General features: G+C 71.5%; 14 protein-coding genes. 9 read left to right on the forward strand and 5 right to left on the reverse strand.

The window, feature by feature from the left end; genetic code table 11:
• The 7 genes from ureC (at window position 1) to IE258_RS22875 (ending at window position 7985) form a co-directional block, all read left to right on the forward strand.
• Window positions 1-1725: an urease subunit alpha gene (ureC, locus tag IE258_RS22845; RefSeq protein WP_189746296.1), complete on the forward strand. Its 1725-nt coding sequence runs from the start codon at window positions 1-3 to the stop codon at window positions 1723-1725.
• A 5-nt stretch (window positions 1726-1730) separates the two neighbouring features.
• On the forward strand, window positions 1731-2519 hold the full coding sequence (locus tag IE258_RS22850; RefSeq protein WP_189746299.1) for an urease accessory protein UreF: 789 nt from the start codon (window positions 1731-1733) through the stop codon (window positions 2517-2519).
• A 66-nt stretch (window positions 2520-2585) separates the two neighbouring features.
• A complete protein-coding gene (gene ureG, locus IE258_RS22855; RefSeq protein WP_189746301.1) occupies window positions 2586-3206 on the forward strand; it encodes an urease accessory protein UreG in 621 nt (206 codons plus the stop codon).
• 1 nt (window position 3207) lies between these two features.
• On the forward strand, window positions 3208-4149 hold the full coding sequence (locus IE258_RS22860) for an urease accessory protein UreD (RefSeq protein ID WP_189746303.1): 942 nt from the start codon (window positions 3208-3210) through the stop codon (window positions 4147-4149).
• Window positions 4150-4180: 31 nt separating this feature from the next.
• Window positions 4181-5530 (forward strand): ammonium transporter, encoded by a 1350-nt coding sequence (locus IE258_RS22865; RefSeq protein ID WP_189746305.1) that lies wholly within the window; start codon window positions 4181-4183, stop codon window positions 5528-5530.
• 185 nt (window positions 5531-5715) lie between these two features.
• Window positions 5716-6894, forward strand: coding sequence for a 4-hydroxybenzoate 3-monooxygenase (locus IE258_RS22870; protein ID WP_189746307.1), 1179 nt, complete (start codon window positions 5716-5718; stop codon window positions 6892-6894).
• A 167-nt stretch (window positions 6895-7061) separates the two neighbouring features.
• Complete coding sequence (locus IE258_RS22875; RefSeq protein ID WP_189746309.1) at window positions 7062-7985, forward strand: Bax inhibitor-1/YccA family protein; 924 nt, start codon at window positions 7062-7064, stop codon at window positions 7983-7985.
• 73 nt (window positions 7986-8058) lie between these two features.
• Here IE258_RS22875 and IE258_RS22880 read toward each other — a convergent pair whose 3' ends face one another.
• Window positions 8059-8289 carry a DUF4287 domain-containing protein gene (locus tag IE258_RS22880; protein ID WP_052842169.1) on the reverse strand — a complete coding sequence of 77 codons (231 nt, stop codon included), beginning with the start codon at window positions 8287-8289 and terminating at the stop codon, window positions 8059-8061.
• Window positions 8290-8392: 103 nt separating this feature from the next.
• Between IE258_RS22880 and IE258_RS22885 the strand changes: the two genes are divergently transcribed.
• Window positions 8393-8704, forward strand: a complete 312-nt coding sequence (locus tag IE258_RS22885; protein WP_229892354.1) for a hypothetical protein — start codon at window positions 8393-8395, stop codon at window positions 8702-8704.
• Between the two features lie 50 nt (window positions 8705-8754).
• Here the strand turns inward: IE258_RS22885 and IE258_RS22890 are convergent, their stop codons facing one another.
• From IE258_RS22890 to IE258_RS22900, 3 genes are all read right to left on the reverse strand, one after another.
• A complete protein-coding gene (locus tag IE258_RS22890; RefSeq protein ID WP_189746311.1) occupies window positions 8755-9564 on the reverse strand; it encodes a hypothetical protein in 810 nt (269 codons plus the stop codon).
• A 305-nt stretch (window positions 9565-9869) separates the two neighbouring features.
• On the reverse strand, window positions 9870-11090 hold the full coding sequence (locus IE258_RS22895; protein ID WP_189746313.1) for an acetyl-CoA C-acetyltransferase: 1221 nt from the start codon (window positions 11088-11090) through the stop codon (window positions 9870-9872).
• 212 nt (window positions 11091-11302) lie between these two features.
• Entirely contained in the window at window positions 11303-12334 is a 1032-nt protein-coding gene (locus IE258_RS22900) for an SGNH/GDSL hydrolase family protein (RefSeq protein WP_189746315.1), read from the reverse strand.
• Between the two features lie 165 nt (window positions 12335-12499).
• Between IE258_RS22900 and IE258_RS22905 the strand changes: the two genes are divergently transcribed.
• Window positions 12500-13885 (forward strand): cystathionine beta-synthase, encoded by a 1386-nt coding sequence (locus tag IE258_RS22905; protein ID WP_189746317.1) that lies wholly within the window; start codon window positions 12500-12502, stop codon window positions 13883-13885.
• A 352-nt stretch (window positions 13886-14237) separates the two neighbouring features.
• Here IE258_RS22905 and IE258_RS22910 read toward each other — a convergent pair whose 3' ends face one another.
• Entirely contained in the window at window positions 14238-14663 is a 426-nt protein-coding gene (locus IE258_RS22910; RefSeq protein ID WP_189746426.1) for a hypothetical protein, read from the reverse strand.
• Window positions 14664-14755 lie beyond the last annotated feature (92 nt).

Here is a 14755-nt window from a genome sequence, read left to right on the forward strand (position 1 = left end):
ATGCCGACCCTGACCCGCAAGCAGTACGCCGACCTGTTCGGCCCCACGGTGGGCGACCGGATCCGGCTGGCCGACACCAACCTCGTCATCGAGGTCGAGAAGGACGTCCGTGAGGGCTCCTACGGCGACGAGGTGGTCTACGGCGGCGGCAAGACCATGCGGGACGGCATGGCCGCGGACCCCCAGGCCACCGCGGCACAGGGCGCCCTGGACCTCGTCATCACCAACGCCGTGGTCCTGGACGCGGTGATCGGCGTCGTCAAGTGCGACATCGGCGTCAAGGACGGGTTCATCGCGGGTATCGGCAAGGCCGGCAACCCGCAGACCCAGGACGCCGTCGACCCCCGGCTCGTCATCGGCCCGGGTACCGAGGTCATCGCCGGCGAGCACCTGATCGCCACCGCGGGGGCGATGGACTCGCATGTCCACCTGATCGCTCCCCAGCAGTGCGAGCAGGCGCTCAGCAACGGCATCACCACCCTCTTCGGCGGCGGCACCGGGCCGACGGACGGGACCAACGGCACGACCTGCACGCCCGGCCCCTACAACCTCGGCCGCCTTCTGGAGTCCGCCGAGGACCTGCCGGTCAACCTCGGCATCATGGGCAAGGGCAACGGCAGTCTCCCCGCGGCGCTGGACGAGCAGATCGAGGCGGGCGCCGCCGCGCTCAAGGTGCACGAGGACTGGGGTTCCACCCCCGCCGTCATCGACAACGCGCTGGCGGTCGCCGACCGGCACGACGTCCAGGTGGCCATCCACACGGACACGCTCAACGAGGGCGGCTTCTTCGAGGACACCCGGTCCGCGATCGACGGCCGCACGATCCACACCTTCCACAGCGAGGGGGCGGGCGGCGGCCACGCCCCCGACATCCTGCGGGTCACCGGCGAACCCAACGTCCTTCCCTCGTCGACCAACCCGACGCTGCCGTACACCAAGAACTCCGTGGACGAGTTGCTGGACATGGTGATGGTCTGCCACCACCTCAGCCACGACATCCCCGAGGACGTCGCCTTCGCCGACAGCCGGGTGCGGGCGGAGACCATCGCGGCCGAGACGGTCCTGCACGACCAGGGCGTCATCAGCATGATCTCGTCCGACTCGCAGGCCATGGGCCGGATCGGCGAGTCCGTCACCCGCGCGTTCCAGATCGCCCACGTCTGCAAGGAGGCATTCGGCCCGCTGCCGGAGGACTCCGCGCGCAACGACAACAACCGCGTCCTGCGCTACCTGGCCAAGGTCACCGTCAACCCGGCCGTCGCCAGCGGCATCTCGGACTACGTGGGGACGCTGGAGGCGGGCAAGCTCGCGGACATCGTGCTGTGGCCCATGCACTCCTTCGGCGCCAAGCCCAAGATGGTCATCAAGGGCGGCATCGTCTCCTGGGCGCAGATGGGCGACCCGAACGCCTCCCTGCCCACTCCCCAGCCCGTCTACTACCGGCCCATGTTCGGCCAGTACGGGCGCGCCCTGCAGTCGACGCACGTCACCTTCATGTCGCAGGCCGGCATCGCGGCCGGGGTGCCGGAGAAGCTCGGCCTCCAGAAGAAGGTGCTGCCGGTGCGCAAGACCCGCATGATCGGCAAGCACAACATGGTCCGCAACGACGTGGTGCCCGACATCCAGGTGGACCCGGAGACGTACAAGGTCACGGTCAACGGCAAGGTCGCGACCATCGACCCGGCCCAGAAGCTGCCGCTCAACCAGCTCTTCTTCCTCGCCTGAGCACCATGTACCGCGACGAGAAGACCGCGACGGCCGAGGTGGCCGAGGTGGCCGAGGTGGCCGAGGACGACGGTCCGCACGCGGCGGACGCGGAGACGGCCCCGGTGTCCGACCTGGGCCACCTCCTCGTCAGCCTGCAGCTGACCGACTCGGCGTTCCCGAGCGGGTTCTACACCCTGTCCCACGGCCTTGAGGGCTTCGCACAGCAGGGGGCGGTCGACCACGGCTCCTTGTCCCCGTTGCTGCACGACGTCCTCAGGCACGGCGTCGGCCCGGCCGACGCCACCGCGCTCGCCCTGGCCCACCGTGCCGCCGCGGCCGGCGACTGGGAGGCGGTGGCCGTGACGGACCGCCGCCTGTACGCCACGAAGCTCGGCCAGGAGACGCGCCAGGCGGCGACGCGGACCGGACGCCAGTTGCTGGACCTCGCGGCCGAGGTCTTCGGCGCCCCCGGCGTCGCCCACTACCACCGCGTGGTGACGGAGCGCAGGGCACCGGGCACCCAGGCCGTCGCCGCGGGCGTCGTGTACGCGGCGACCGGGGTGCCCGTGCGGCAGGCCGTCGCCGCCGACCTCTTCGCGTTCTGCGCCAGCTTCGCCGGTGCGGCGCTGAGACTGCGGCTGACCGACCACCGGCTGGCCCAGGGCCTGCTGCGACAGGCCGCACCGGTGATCGAGGAGACCACTCGCGAAGCCCTGGAGCGAGGGCTCGACGACCTCGGGGCGACCACGTTCGCGGTGGACGTCATGTCGGCCCGTCACGAGCGGGCCCCGGCCCGGCTGTTCGCGAGCTGAGCACGCAACCGACCCACCCGCCGGCCGCGACGCCCGGCGGGCCAGACCCAGGAGAAGAGGAAGAACGTGCCGGACAACGTGCTGCGCGTGGGAATCGGCGGACCCGTCGGATCGGGCAAGACCGCCCTCATCGAGGCCCTCGTGCCGATCCTGATCGAACGGGGCCACCGGCCCGCCGTGATCGCCAACGACATCTACACCCAGGAGGACGCCCAGCACATCCGCCGCACGCTCGACGGGGTGCTGGAGGGCGACCGCGTGGTGGGCGTGGAGACGGGCGCCTGCCCGCACACCGCCGTGCGCGACGACCCGACGATGAACCTGGCGGCGGGCGCCGAGATGCTGGAACGCTTCCCCGACACCGACGTCCTGTTCTTCGAGAGCGGCGGCGACAACCTGACCCTCACTTTCAGCCCGGCCCTGGTCGACGTGTTCGTCTTCGTCCTGGACACCGCCGAGGGCGAGAAGATGCCGCGCAAGCGGGGACCGGGCATCACCGACTCCGACCTGCTCGTCATCAACAAGATCGACATCGCCCAGTACGTGCGGACCGACCTCGGCGTCATGGAGTCCGACGCCCACACGGTGCGCGGTGCGGGGCCGGTGGTGCTCACCGACTGCCTCACCGGGAAGGGCGTCGACGAGGTCCTCGCCTTCCTCGAGTCCCGGCGCGAGGTCCTGATCTGACATGCGGGCCGTCCGCGACCGGCTCGCGCCGGAGTACTACGAGCCCAGCCGTCTCCCCCCGGAGCTGTCGGCGATCTCCGCCGTGCCCGAGACCCTGGGGCCGGGCTCGCCCGCCAAGGTCGGCATCCTCGACCTCGGCTTCGCCCGCCGTGGCGAGCGCACCGAGCTGGTGGAGCGGTACCAGAAGACGCCGCTGGAGATCATGCGCCCGCTCTACGTCGATCCGGCGCTGCCCGGCATGGCGTTCACCTATGTGATGGCCACGGGCGGCGGCATCGCCCAGGCGGACCGCTACCGCCAGGACCTGCGGTGCGGTCCAAGGACCCAGGCGCTGTTCACGACCCAGGCGGCCACGAAGGTCTACCGGATGGAGCAGGACTACGCCACGCAGCTGGTCCGGCTGAGTGCCGCCGAGGGCGCGTACGTCGAGTACCTGCCCGATCCGCTCATCCCCTTCGCGGGCGCGCGTTTCCACCAGAACGTCGTGCTCACCGTCGACCCGGACGCCACGGTCGTCTACGGAGAGACCGTCACCGCGGGACGGATCGCGCGCGGTGAGCGGCACGCCTACACCGTCCTCGGCAGCGACCTGGAGATCAGCAGGCCCGATGGCACCCTGCTGGCGGTGGACACGCTGCGGCTCGCCCCGGGGCGGTGCGGCGGGGTGGAAGGGCCAGGCGTGTTCGGCGGACACGACCACGTCGCCTCCCTGTTCGTGGTGAGCGGTCGGCGCCCCGCCGCGGAGATCGCCGACGCCCTGCACGCGTCCCTGGAGGGGTGTGAGGTCCTGCACGGGGCGAGTGTGCTTCCGGACGACTGCGGGGCCTGGGTACGCATCCTCGGCCACGAGGAGCCCCGGGTCACCGAGGCCGTCCGGGCAGCGTGGGACGCCGTACGCCGGCTGCTCACCGGCCATCCCGCTCCCGATCTGCGCAAACCGTAGCCCGCCCCGCCCCGCCCCCAGGAGACCCGCCGTGATCACCGCGCTCGCCCCCATGCCGCCCGCCTACGACTCCGGCGACACCGCCTGGATGCTGGCCGCGGCTGCCATGGTGCTGCTGATGACCCCCGCTCTCGCGTTCTTCTACGGCGGCATGGTCCGTACCAAGCACATCCTGGTCATGCTCAAGATGAGCTTCGCCTCGCTCTGTTTCGTCACCATCCTCTGGTTCATGGTGGGTTACTCGCTCGCCTTCGGCCCGGACGTCGGCGGCGTCGGCCTCATCGGCAACCTCGACCACGCCTTCCTGCGCGGCATCGAGCCGAACACCCTGACCGGGTCCATCCCGACCTATGTGTACGCCACCTTCCAGATGGGCTTCGCCATCGTCACGGTGGCGCTGATCAGCGGGTCGATCGCCGGCCGGGCCTCGATGCGCGGCTGGCTGGTCTTCTCGGCGCTGTGGCTGCTGATCGTGTACGTGCCGATCGCGCACTGGGTCTTCGACACGGACAACGGCTGGATCACCAAGCACCTGGGCGCGCTCGACTTCGCCGGGGGCCTGCCGGTGGAGCTGAACTCGGGCATCGCCGGGCTGGCCGCCGCGCTGGTCATCAGGGGACCGGCGGACTTCCGGCGGAAGGAGCCGACACCCAACAACATCCCCCTGGTCATGATCGGTGTCGCGCTGCTCTGGTTCGGCTGGCTGGCCTTCAACGCGGGGTCGGCCGTCCGCGACACCGGCACGGCCGCCACGGCCTTCATCAACACCCAGCTCGGCGCGGCCGGCGCGATGGTCACCTGGCCGCTGGTGGAGTACTGGCGCACCCGGAAGGTCACCATGATGGGCGTCGGCTCGGCGGCCGTGGCCGGCATGGTGGCCATCACCCCCGCCTGCGGGGAGATCGACCCCGTCGGCGCGCTGATCACCGGACTCGTCGCGGGGTTCGTCTGCGCGTTCGCCGTCACCCTGAAGTACCGGCTGGACGTCGACGACACCTTGGACGTGGTCGGCGTGCACGGCGCGGGCGGCCACGTCGGACTGCTCATGGTCGGCTTCTTCGCCACCTCCACGGTCAGCGGCAAGGAAGGTGTCTTCTACGGCGGCGGCGGCTCCCTGCTCTGGAAGCAGATCGTCGCGATCCTCGCCGTGGCCGCCTTCTCCTTCGTCCTGACCTGGCTCATCGCCAAGGTGGTGGATGTCGTCGTCGGCTTCGCCGACAAGGAGTCGTACGCCGCCGTACCAGGGCAGGACGAGGAGCGCGCCTACGACTTCCGCACCGCCGAGCGGCTGGACGCCCTCGAGGGCGTCGGCCGTGGCGGTCCCGACCGGGAGACGCTGGCCGAGGTCCGGCGACTGCTGCGGGAAAACCGGGAGGGCTGAGGCGGGCTCCCGGGGGAGGGAGCCGGGCGACGGGAGGGAGGGCTTCGTGAGGATGTCCGGTTCGCCCGTTGACAGTGGTGCGCGGTGAGGCCGAAACTCGGCGCAGACAAGGGTGAAGAAAATTTCACCATGCGAACATCTGCGTGTTCGAGCAAGGCAACGACGCCGATCGAAGGGAACGACCGATGCGCACCACCGTCGGCATCATCGGGGCAGGCCCCGCCGGGCTCCTGCTCGCCCGGCTGCTGCACAACGCCGGGATCGACTCGGTCGTCCTGGAGAGCCGCGACCGCGCCTACGTCGAGCGCAGGCAGCGCGCCGGGATCCTGGAGCAGGGCACGGTGGACGTCCTGCGCGAGGCCGGGGCCGGCGAGCGGATGGACCGCGAGGGGCTGCGCCACGACGGCATCGAGCTGCGGTTCGCCCGGCGCCGCCACCGCGTCGACTTCCCCGCGCTCACCGGCGGCAGGTCCGTCATGGTCTACGCGCAGACCGAGGTCTGCAAGGACCTCATCGCCCTCCAGCTCAAGGAGGGCGGCCCGCTGCTGTTCGAGACCGAGGCGCTGGCGGTGGAGGGAGTGGAGACGGACCGGCCGCGCGTCCGCTTCCGCCGCGGCGGCGCGGAGGGCGCCGAGGACGTGCTGGAGTGCGACTACGTCGTCGGCTGCGACGGCTTCTGGGGCGTGGCCCGGGCGGCCGTCCCGGACGGGCGCACCTTCGAACGGACGTACCCCTTCGGCTGGCTCGGCATCCTCGCCGACGTCGCCCCCTCGCACGACGAGCTGGTCTACGCCCGCCACGACCGCGGCTTCGCCCTGCTGTCCATGCGCTCCCCGTCCGTCTCCCGCCTCTACCTCCAGGTCCCCGCCGACACGGACGCCGACAGCTGGAGCGACGAGCGGATCTGGGACGAGCTGGAGCGCCGCTTCGAGACGGACGACGACTGGAGCCTGCGGCGCGGCCCCATCACCCAGAAGTCGGTCACCCCGATGCGGTCCTACGTCCACGAGCCCATGCGGCACGGCCGGCTCTTCCTGGCCGGGGACGCCGCGCACATCGTGCCGCCGACCGGTGCCAAGGGGCTCAACCTCGCCGTCGGGGACGTCGTCACCTTCGCCCGCGCGCTGACCCACCGCACGGCCACCGGCTCCGACGACCTCCTCGACGCCTACTCCGCGACCTGTCTGCGCCGCGTCTGGCAGGCCGAGCGCTTCTCGTACGACATGACGACGCTGCTGCACACCGCCCCGGGCGCCACGCCCTTCGAGGACCGGCTCCAGCTGGCCCGCCTCGACCGGATCACGTCCTCCCGCGCCGCCGAGACCGACCTCGCCGAGGCCTACACCGGGTTCCCGATCGGGTGAGCGGCGCCCGCACGCGGGGCGGCCCCGGCCGTGAGGGGAATCACTGATCGGCGTAGCGTGTTGAGCCGCAAGTCGAGGGAAAGATCCTCCCCAAGCAGTAGGGTCATTCCTTTGCCGTTCTATTACTCTTGAGCCAAGGCTGCGCCGTGTGGCCATGGAGGAGTGAAATGAGGAGCAGAAACCCGGTCTTCTCGCGACGGGGGTTCAGCCGCGACAACGGCTACGCGGGCTTCAACGCCGCGCCGCAGGCCGGGGGACCCGCCGTCGCCACGCAGGCCAACCCGTACGCGCAGGGCACCCAGGGCAACCCGTACGCCCAGCAGCCCGCCGGCAACCCGTACGCGCAGAACCCGTACGCCCAGCCGGACCAGCAGTTCGGCGCGCCGCCGCAGGCGCCCGCCACCACCGGCCGGATGACGATGGACGACGTCGTCATCCGTACCGGCAGCACGCTCGGCGTGCTCGTGGTGACGGCCGCGCTCGCGTGGGCGCTGCTGCCAGTGGACGACGCCAACATCAGCCGCTCGTACGGCATCGGTATCGGTGCCGCGCTGATCGGCATGGTCCTGGCGCTCGTGCAGTCCTTCAAGCGCAAGCCCACCCCGGCGCTGATCCTGTCCTACGCGGCGTTCGAGGGTGTCTTCCTCGGCGTCGTCTCCAGCGTCGTCGACAACCGCATCGCGGACGGCGCGGCCATGCAGGCCGTGATCGGCACGATGGCGGTCTTCGCCGGTGTGCTGATCGCCTACAAGGCGGGCTGGATCCGCGTCAACCGACGCTTCTACGGCTTCGTGATGGCGGCCGCGCTCGGCTTCGTCTTCCTGATGATGGTGAACCTGCTGTTCGCCGTCTTCGGCGGCGGTGACGGCCTCGGCTTCCGCAGCGGTGCGCTCGGTGTCGTCTTCGGCATCGTCGGCATCATCCTCGGTGCCTGCTTCCTCGCCCTCGACTTCAAGCAGGTCGAGGACGGGCTGGCCTACGGCGCCCCGCGCGAGGAGGCATGGTTCGCCGCCTTCGGCCTCACGCTGACGCTGGTCTGGATCTACCTGGAGTTCCTGCGCCTGATCGCGATCTTGAACAGCAACGACTAGTAGCACCCAGCAGAGGAAGGGCCCCGGGCTTCGTGCCCGGGGCCCTTCGTCGTCGTGGGGTCGGCGCGCCCGCTCACAGCAGGTTGCGCGCGGCCCTTCTCAGGTCGTACTCGTGGACGATCGCCTTCGCGTGGCCGTACGCGAGGTTGTGTTCGTGGCGGAGCCAGCTGACCTTCTCCTCGAAGCGGAAGAGGGCGGGGCCGTCCTCGACGGCGCGCAGCCAGTCGGAGATCTCACGGCCGGTGCACTGGGGGATACGGGCGAGCAGGTTGCGATGGGTCTCCTCGGAGAAGACTTGGGACATCGGCGCCTCCGGGCGAAAGGGGATGTAAGCCGGTCCTTCAGGTCACCGTGCCTGAGCGTTCGCCCGTTGGCAACAGTCCCGGACGGCCGCGTACGCTCGCGCCGTGGTTGATACGACGCCTTTGACCCGTGCCGTGGACGACTTCGCCGACCGGCTGCGGGCCGCCCCGCAGAGCAGGCTGCAACGCGGCGCCGCCGCCGAGGCGCTGGAGCTGGCCAGGGAGTTGGCCCGGCGGGCCCAGCTCGTGGAGGAGCCCGGGGCCGAGCCGCGGCAGATGCCGGACGCGGGCATGTTCGCCGCCGCCGACCAGATCGCCGTCGCCGCACACGACTTGGCCCTCGTACTGGAGGACGAGGGCCAGGTGGAAGAAGCGGCGGCGCTGGTGGAGGAGGCCCGCAAACGGGCCGGGGTCTGACGCGACGGGCGTGACTGACGCGACCGGCGTGTCTGACGTGACCGGTGTGACTACAGGGACGCGATGACGCGGTCCGCCAGGATGTAGACGTTCTCCTCGCCGCAGGCGAAGGTCAGCGTGTAGGCGCCGGAGATGCCGGAGCCGCCGAGGAGGTACGGCGTCTGGCCGTCGCCCAGCGCGGCGGCCAGGCGCTCCGCGGTCTCGCGGTGCCCCGGGGTCATGCACAGGGTGGTGCCGTCGGCGAAGACGTACACGTCGAGGGTGCCCAGCGGACCCGGCCGGACGTCCGCCAGCGCGACGCTCGACCCGGCCAGCTCCTCCAGGGTCGCCACCGTGCGATCGTGGTCGTTGACGGCCGGGGACGGGTTCGGCACGAAGTCCGGGTGCGACGGGTGCCGGCGGCGGGCGGCGGCCAGCTCGGCGGACTCCCCGGCACCGGTGTGGCCCGCGTCCTGCGCGGACGGTTCGTCGGTGTCCGCGAGCGGCTCGGTCACGGGTTCCAGGCCCACCAGGTCCGCCTGGCGGGGCAGGAAGAGCTCACTGTCGGAGAGACCGAGCAGCAGGGGTGCGTCGGAGGCGTCCCGGGTCTCCTGGGCGGCCCAGAAGGCCCGCGCCTCGGCGAGTTCCCGCTCGCGCTCCTCGGCGAGCGCCTCCGCGACGGCGGCGCGTATCTCCTCGGCATCGGCGGTGGTGCGGGCAGCGGGCACCCGGCCCCGCGTGGCGGTGGCCCGGCTCTCGGCCAGCTCGGTGCGCAAGGCGGTCACCTGCCGGCGCAGCACCAGGATGCTGCGCAGGACGGCGACGCCCACGGCGCCGGTGGCGGCCGTGGTGAGCAGCAGGGCGATCGGCATGGCGCTCACTGACGTACTCCCGGTTCAAAGTCGACCCCCGACTTCCTACATCAGCTTGAAGGGAGGACTAACCGTCTGTCAGTGCGTAACGTCACGAAACGGACAGGACTTTGGGCCCGGACGGTGCGGGTGGGACTGGTCTGACCTGCGTAAATCCAGGGGGCGAGAGAGGTAGGTCACATCCTGGGGGAGTTTGGGTCACAAAACGGCCCAGAACCCTGCGGTGAACAGGGTCCCGGGCCGTCTCGTCACGCTGGGTCCGCCGGGCGCTACTGACGGTCCCTCAGTGCCCTCGGTGGCGGCCGTGGCGGGGGTCAGCTCAGGCGCTCGATGACCATCGCCATGCCCTGGCCGCCGCCGACGCACATGGTCTCCAGGCCGAACTGTTTGTCGTGCGTCTGGAGGGAGTTGATCAGCGTGCCGGTGATGCGGGCGCCGGTCATGCCGAAGGGGTGGCCGACGGCGATGGCGCCACCGTTGACGTTCAGCTTCTCCAGCGGGATGCCGAGCTCGCGGTAGGAGGGGATGACCTGCGCGGCGAACGCCTCGTTGATCTCGACCAGGTCGATGTCGCCGACGGTCAGCCCGGCACGGGACAGTGCCTGCTTGCTGGCCTCGACCGGGCCGAGGCCCATGATCTCGGGGGAGAGGCCGGAGACGCCGGTGGAGACGATGCGGGCGAGCGGGGTCAGGCCCAGCTCGCGGGCCTTGGTGTCGCTCATGATCACCAGGGCGGCGGCGCCGTCGTTGAGCGGGCAGCAGTTGCCGGCGGTGACCAGGCCGTCGGGGCGGAAGACGGGCTTGAGGCCCGCCACGCCCTCCAGGGTGACACCGGCGCGGGGGCCGTCGTCCTTCGAGACGACCGTGCCGTCGGGCAGCGTGACCGGGGTGATCTCGCGCTCCCAGAAGCCGTTCTTGATGGCTTCCTCGGCGAGGTTCTGCGACCGGACGCCGAACTCGTCCATGTCCTGGCGGGTGATGCCCTTGGCGCGGGCGAGGTTCTCGGCGGTCTGGCCCATCGCGATGTACGGGTCGGGGACGAGACCGTCCTCGCGCGGGTCGTGCCAGGTGGTGCCCTCCTGCTGGGCGACCTCGGCGGTACGGGCCTCGGCCTCGGCGAACAGCGGGTTCCGGGTGTCCGGCAGGCTGTCGGAGTTGCCCTTGGCGAACCGGGAGACCATCTCGACGCCGGCCGAGATGAAGACGTCGCCCTCGCCGGCCTTGATGGCGTGCAGGGCCATCCGGGAGGTCTGCAGGGACGAGGAGCAGTACCGGGTGATCGTGCAGCCCGGCAGGTGGTCCATGCCCATCTCGACGGCGACGATCCGGCCGAGGTTGTTGCCCTGCTCGCCGCCGGGCAGGCCGCAGCCGAGCATCAGGTCGTCGATGTCCCTCGGGTCCAGCTCGGGGACCTTGGCGAGGGCCGCCTGGATGATCGTGGCGGCCAGGTCGTCGGGGCGCAGCTCCTTCAGGGAGCCCTTGAAGGCCCGGCCGATGGGGGAACGGGCGGCAGAGACGATCACGGCTTCGGGCATCACGGCTCCAGTGGCGAGACGGTACGGGGCGGGCGGGGCTGGTTGGGAAGTTACCCGGCCGTATGGCCCGGGTCACGCCTGCGGAGGTGTGACATGGACCGCAACTGTCTAAGCGCTTGCTTGGCGCCCCCCGCCCCCTAGCTGTGGGCAGTCGTGCCGCAGGGCGGCACGGGTGGGCGCAGCGGCATCCGGCAAGCGCCGGTCAGGCGCCTCTACCCGGCCTGCCCCGACGGCGAGGGCGTGGGCTCCGCCTCCGCCACCCGGCGCCGCCGGCGGCGCTTCAGCAGCGCCCAGGGCCCCCGAGGCCCCGTAGGCATAGCGGCAGCGACCTCCGTGCCCGCCTCGGACGCCGCCTCCGCCGCCGCCCGCGCCACCGGCAGGAAGCCCTCGCGGCGCAGCGCGTCCGGGTGCTCCTCCTCGGCCGGCCACAGGCCCAGCGCGGCGCACACCGACGGCAGTACCGCCATCGCGGCGGTGGCGTACCCCTCGGCGGACGGGTGGTAGTTGTCCGGGCCGAACAGCTCCCGCGGGTTCTGCGCGAACTCCGGGCCCAGCAGATCGCCCAGCGACACCGTGCGCCCGCCCTGCTCGACGACGCCGATGGTCTGCGCCGCCGCGAGCTGCCGCGAGGCCCGCCGGGCCAGCCAGCGCAGCGGTTGCCGCACCCGCTCGATCGTTCCCAGGTCCGGACAGGTGCCGACCACGACCTCCGCGCCGGCCGTGCGCAGCCGCCGTACCGCTCCCGACAGGTGCCGCACCGAGCGGGTCGCCGGCATCCGGTGGGTGACGTCATTGGCGCCGACCATGATCACGCAGATGTCCGGCACCCGGTCCGGATCCGCGAGCACCAGCGCCACCTGCCGGTCCAGGTCGTCCGAGCACGCTCCCGGCTGCGCGACCGACCCCAGCCGCACCGGGCGCTCCGCCACCGCCGCGAGCCCGGACGCCAGCAGCGCGCCCGGCGTCTGCCCGGCCCGGTGGACGCCCTGCCCGGCGGCCGTGGAGTCGCCCAGCATCATCAGCCGCAGCGGTGGGTCGGCGGCCGTGGGCAGGGTGCCGCCGTACAGCCCCTGCGCGTTCGGCACCCGGGTCGGCGTGCCCACGCCCACCCGGCGTCTGGCCAGCTGCACCTCCGCCACCACCAGACCGACCGCCGCCGCCCCCGCCAGCCCGATGCCGCCGCCGCCGTACGCCGCGCCGGCCGCGATCCGCCGGGCCACCCTCGCCCTCGACATGCTCGTCATGCGTCGCCGCCACCTCCTCAACCCGTACACCCACTCCTTGCCCCGTACAGACGGTCGCCCAATCTCAACGCAGGGTGAACGACCGCCACGAGGTGTCCGCGGCCCGCAGGCCATAGGCTGGCGGAACCGATATCGACCCTTCTTTTGCGGCATCCGGAGACCACGGTGCAATTCCACGACTCGATGATCAGCCTCGTCGGCAACACCCCGCTGGTGCGGCTCAACAGCGTGACCAAGGGGATCAGGGCCACCGTCCTGGCCAAGGTGGAGTACTTCAACCCGGGCGGCTCGGTGAAGGACCGCATCGCCCTGCGCATGATCGAGGCGGCGGAGAAGAGCGGAGAGCTGCAGCCGGGCGGCACCATCGTCGAGCCGACCAGCGGCAACACCGGCGTCGGCCTCGCCATCGTGGCCCAGCAGAAGGGCTACAAGTGCATCTTCGTCTGCCCCGACAAGGTGTCCACCGACAAGATCAACGTGCTGCGCGCGTACGGCGCCGAGGTGGTCGTCTGCCCGACCGCGGTCGACCCCGAGCACCCCGACTCGTACTACAACGTCTCCGACCGGCTGGTCCGCGAGACGCCGGGCGCCTGGAAGCCGGACCAGTACTCCAACCCCAACAACCCGCTCTCGCACTACCACTCCACGGGCCCCGAGCTGTGGGAGCAGACCGAGGGGAGGATCACCCACTTCGTGGCCGGGGTCGGCACCGGCGGCACCATCTCCGGCACCGGCCGGTACCTGAAGGACGCCAGTGACGGCGCGGTCAAGGTGATCGGCGCCGACCCCGAGGGCTCGGTGTACTCCGGCGGCTCCGGGCGCCCCTACCTGGTCGAGGGCGTCGGCGAGGACTTCTGGCCGACGGCGTACGACCGCGAGGTCGCCGACGAGATCGTCGCCGTCTCCGACAAGGACTCCTTCCAGATGACCCGCCGCCTCGCCAAGGAGGAGGGCCTGCTGGTCGGCGGCTCCTGCGGCATGGCGGTCGTCGCGGCCCTTGAGGTGGCGGCGCGGCTCGGCGAGGACGACGTGGTGGTCGTGCTGCTGCCGGACAGCGGGCGCGGCTACCTCAGCAAGATCTTCAACGACGAGTGGATGGCCGACTACGGCTTCCTGGAGGACGCCGGGCCCAGCGCCCGCGTCGCCGAGGTCCTGAACCACAAGGAGGGCGGCCACATCCCGTCCCTCGTCCACATGCACCCGGACGAGACCGTCGGCCAGGCCATCGACGTGCTGCGCGAGTACGGCGTCTCGCAGATGCCCATCGTCAAGCCCGGCGCCGGCCACCCGGACGTGATGGCCGCCGAGGTCGTCGGCTCGGTCGTGGAACGCGAGCTGCTGGACGCGCTGTTCGCCAAGCGCGCCTCGCTGGAGGACCCGCTGGAGAAGCACATGTCCGCCCCGCTGCCCCAGGTCGGCTCCGGGGAGCCCGTCGCGGACCTGATGTCGGTGCTCGGCGGCGCCGACGCGGCGATCGTCCTCGTCGAGGGCAAGCCGACCGGTGTGGTGAGCCGGCAGGACCTGCTGTCCTTCCTCGCCCAGGGCAAGTAGGGCAAGTAGGGCAAGTGGGGCAGGCGGGAGCCGCGTCCCGGTTGGTGATCTTCGTGGACTTCGCGGAAGTGGTACGCGCGCGTCATGTGCGCGCAGCAGTCGCTTAACACGGGACCGGCAGAGTACTGGGTGTCGGCAGGGAAGGGAGCGGCTCCCCGGACCCGCCGACGCCGAACGGCGTCACGGACCTTCCGGAGCGGCTCCCGGACCTCCAAGGACGCCACGGACGCGCCGCCCCGGCCGCGAGGCCCGGCATCGCGCGCGTCCCCCGCGGGGACCGCCGTCGTCCCGCCCCCCAGCGATGGGGGTGCGGCGGTCCCCGCGCAGTCTTCCCCGGTCCTCCGGGCTCTTCTCAGTCCTCCCAGGCGTCGTCCCGGTCGGCGCGGCGGCGCCGCCCGAACAGGCCCGGGTTGGTGCGGGCGACCTGGACAACGTTGACCCCGACGATGCCCGCCCAGGCGACCAGCATCCCGGGCAGGTTCGCCACGCCGCCGCCGATCGCCGACAGCGGGATGGCGAGCACCAGCGAGACGATGCCGAAGCCGAAGCGCTCGCCGAAGGAGTCCGTGGGCCTCGGCGACCGGCTGTCCCGGGCGGCCGTCATCTGCTGCTCGGCGAACTGCCGGCGCACCCGGCGCTCCACCGCTCCGTCGATGCGCTGGTCGACCTTCTCCAGGAACGAGTCGACCAGCGCGGACTCGTACTCCTCGCCGAGCTCCCTGCGGGTCTGCAGGGTGGCGTCGAGTTCCTTCTTGAGGTCGGCGTCGCGTGCGTCCATTCCCGTCATGCCAGTCAAGGTAGGCGGCCGGGGAGGCGGCGGCACTGGGGACAGCCCCCGTATCCGGTGGGGGTCCTCCCGTGGGGGTCCGG

It is taken from the genome of Streptomyces tendae (assembly GCF_014650435.1).
GTDB lineage: Bacteria > Actinomycetota > Actinomycetes > Streptomycetales > Streptomycetaceae > Streptomyces > Streptomyces tendae.

Coding starts and splice junctions, on each gene's coding strand:
- IE258_RS22900 (WP_189746315.1), bottom strand. CDS start 12,334: ATGACGAGCATGTCGAGGGCGAGGGTGGCCCGGCGGATCGCGGCCGGC.
- IE258_RS22850 (WP_189746299.1), top strand. CDS start 1,731: ATGTACCGCGACGAGAAGACCGCGACGGCCGAGGTGGCCGAGGTGGCC.
- IE258_RS22870 (WP_189746307.1), top strand. CDS start 5,716: ATGCGCACCACCGTCGGCATCATCGGGGCAGGCCCCGCCGGGCTCCTG.
- IE258_RS22895 (WP_189746313.1), bottom strand. CDS start 11,090: ATGCCCGAAGCCGTGATCGTCTCTGCCGCCCGTTCCCCCATCGGCCGG.
- ureC (WP_189746296.1), top strand. CDS start 1: ATGCCGACCCTGACCCGCAAGCAGTACGCCGACCTGTTCGGCCCCACG.
- IE258_RS22880 (WP_052842169.1), bottom strand. CDS start 8,289: ATGTCCCAAGTCTTCTCCGAGGAGACCCATCGCAACCTGCTCGCCCGT.
- IE258_RS22860 (WP_189746303.1), top strand. CDS start 3,208: ATGCGGGCCGTCCGCGACCGGCTCGCGCCGGAGTACTACGAGCCCAGC.
- IE258_RS22910 (WP_189746426.1), bottom strand. CDS start 14,663: ATGGACGCACGCGACGCCGACCTCAAGAAGGAACTCGACGCCACCCTG.
- IE258_RS22875 (WP_189746309.1), top strand. CDS start 7,062: ATGAGGAGCAGAAACCCGGTCTTCTCGCGACGGGGGTTCAGCCGCGAC.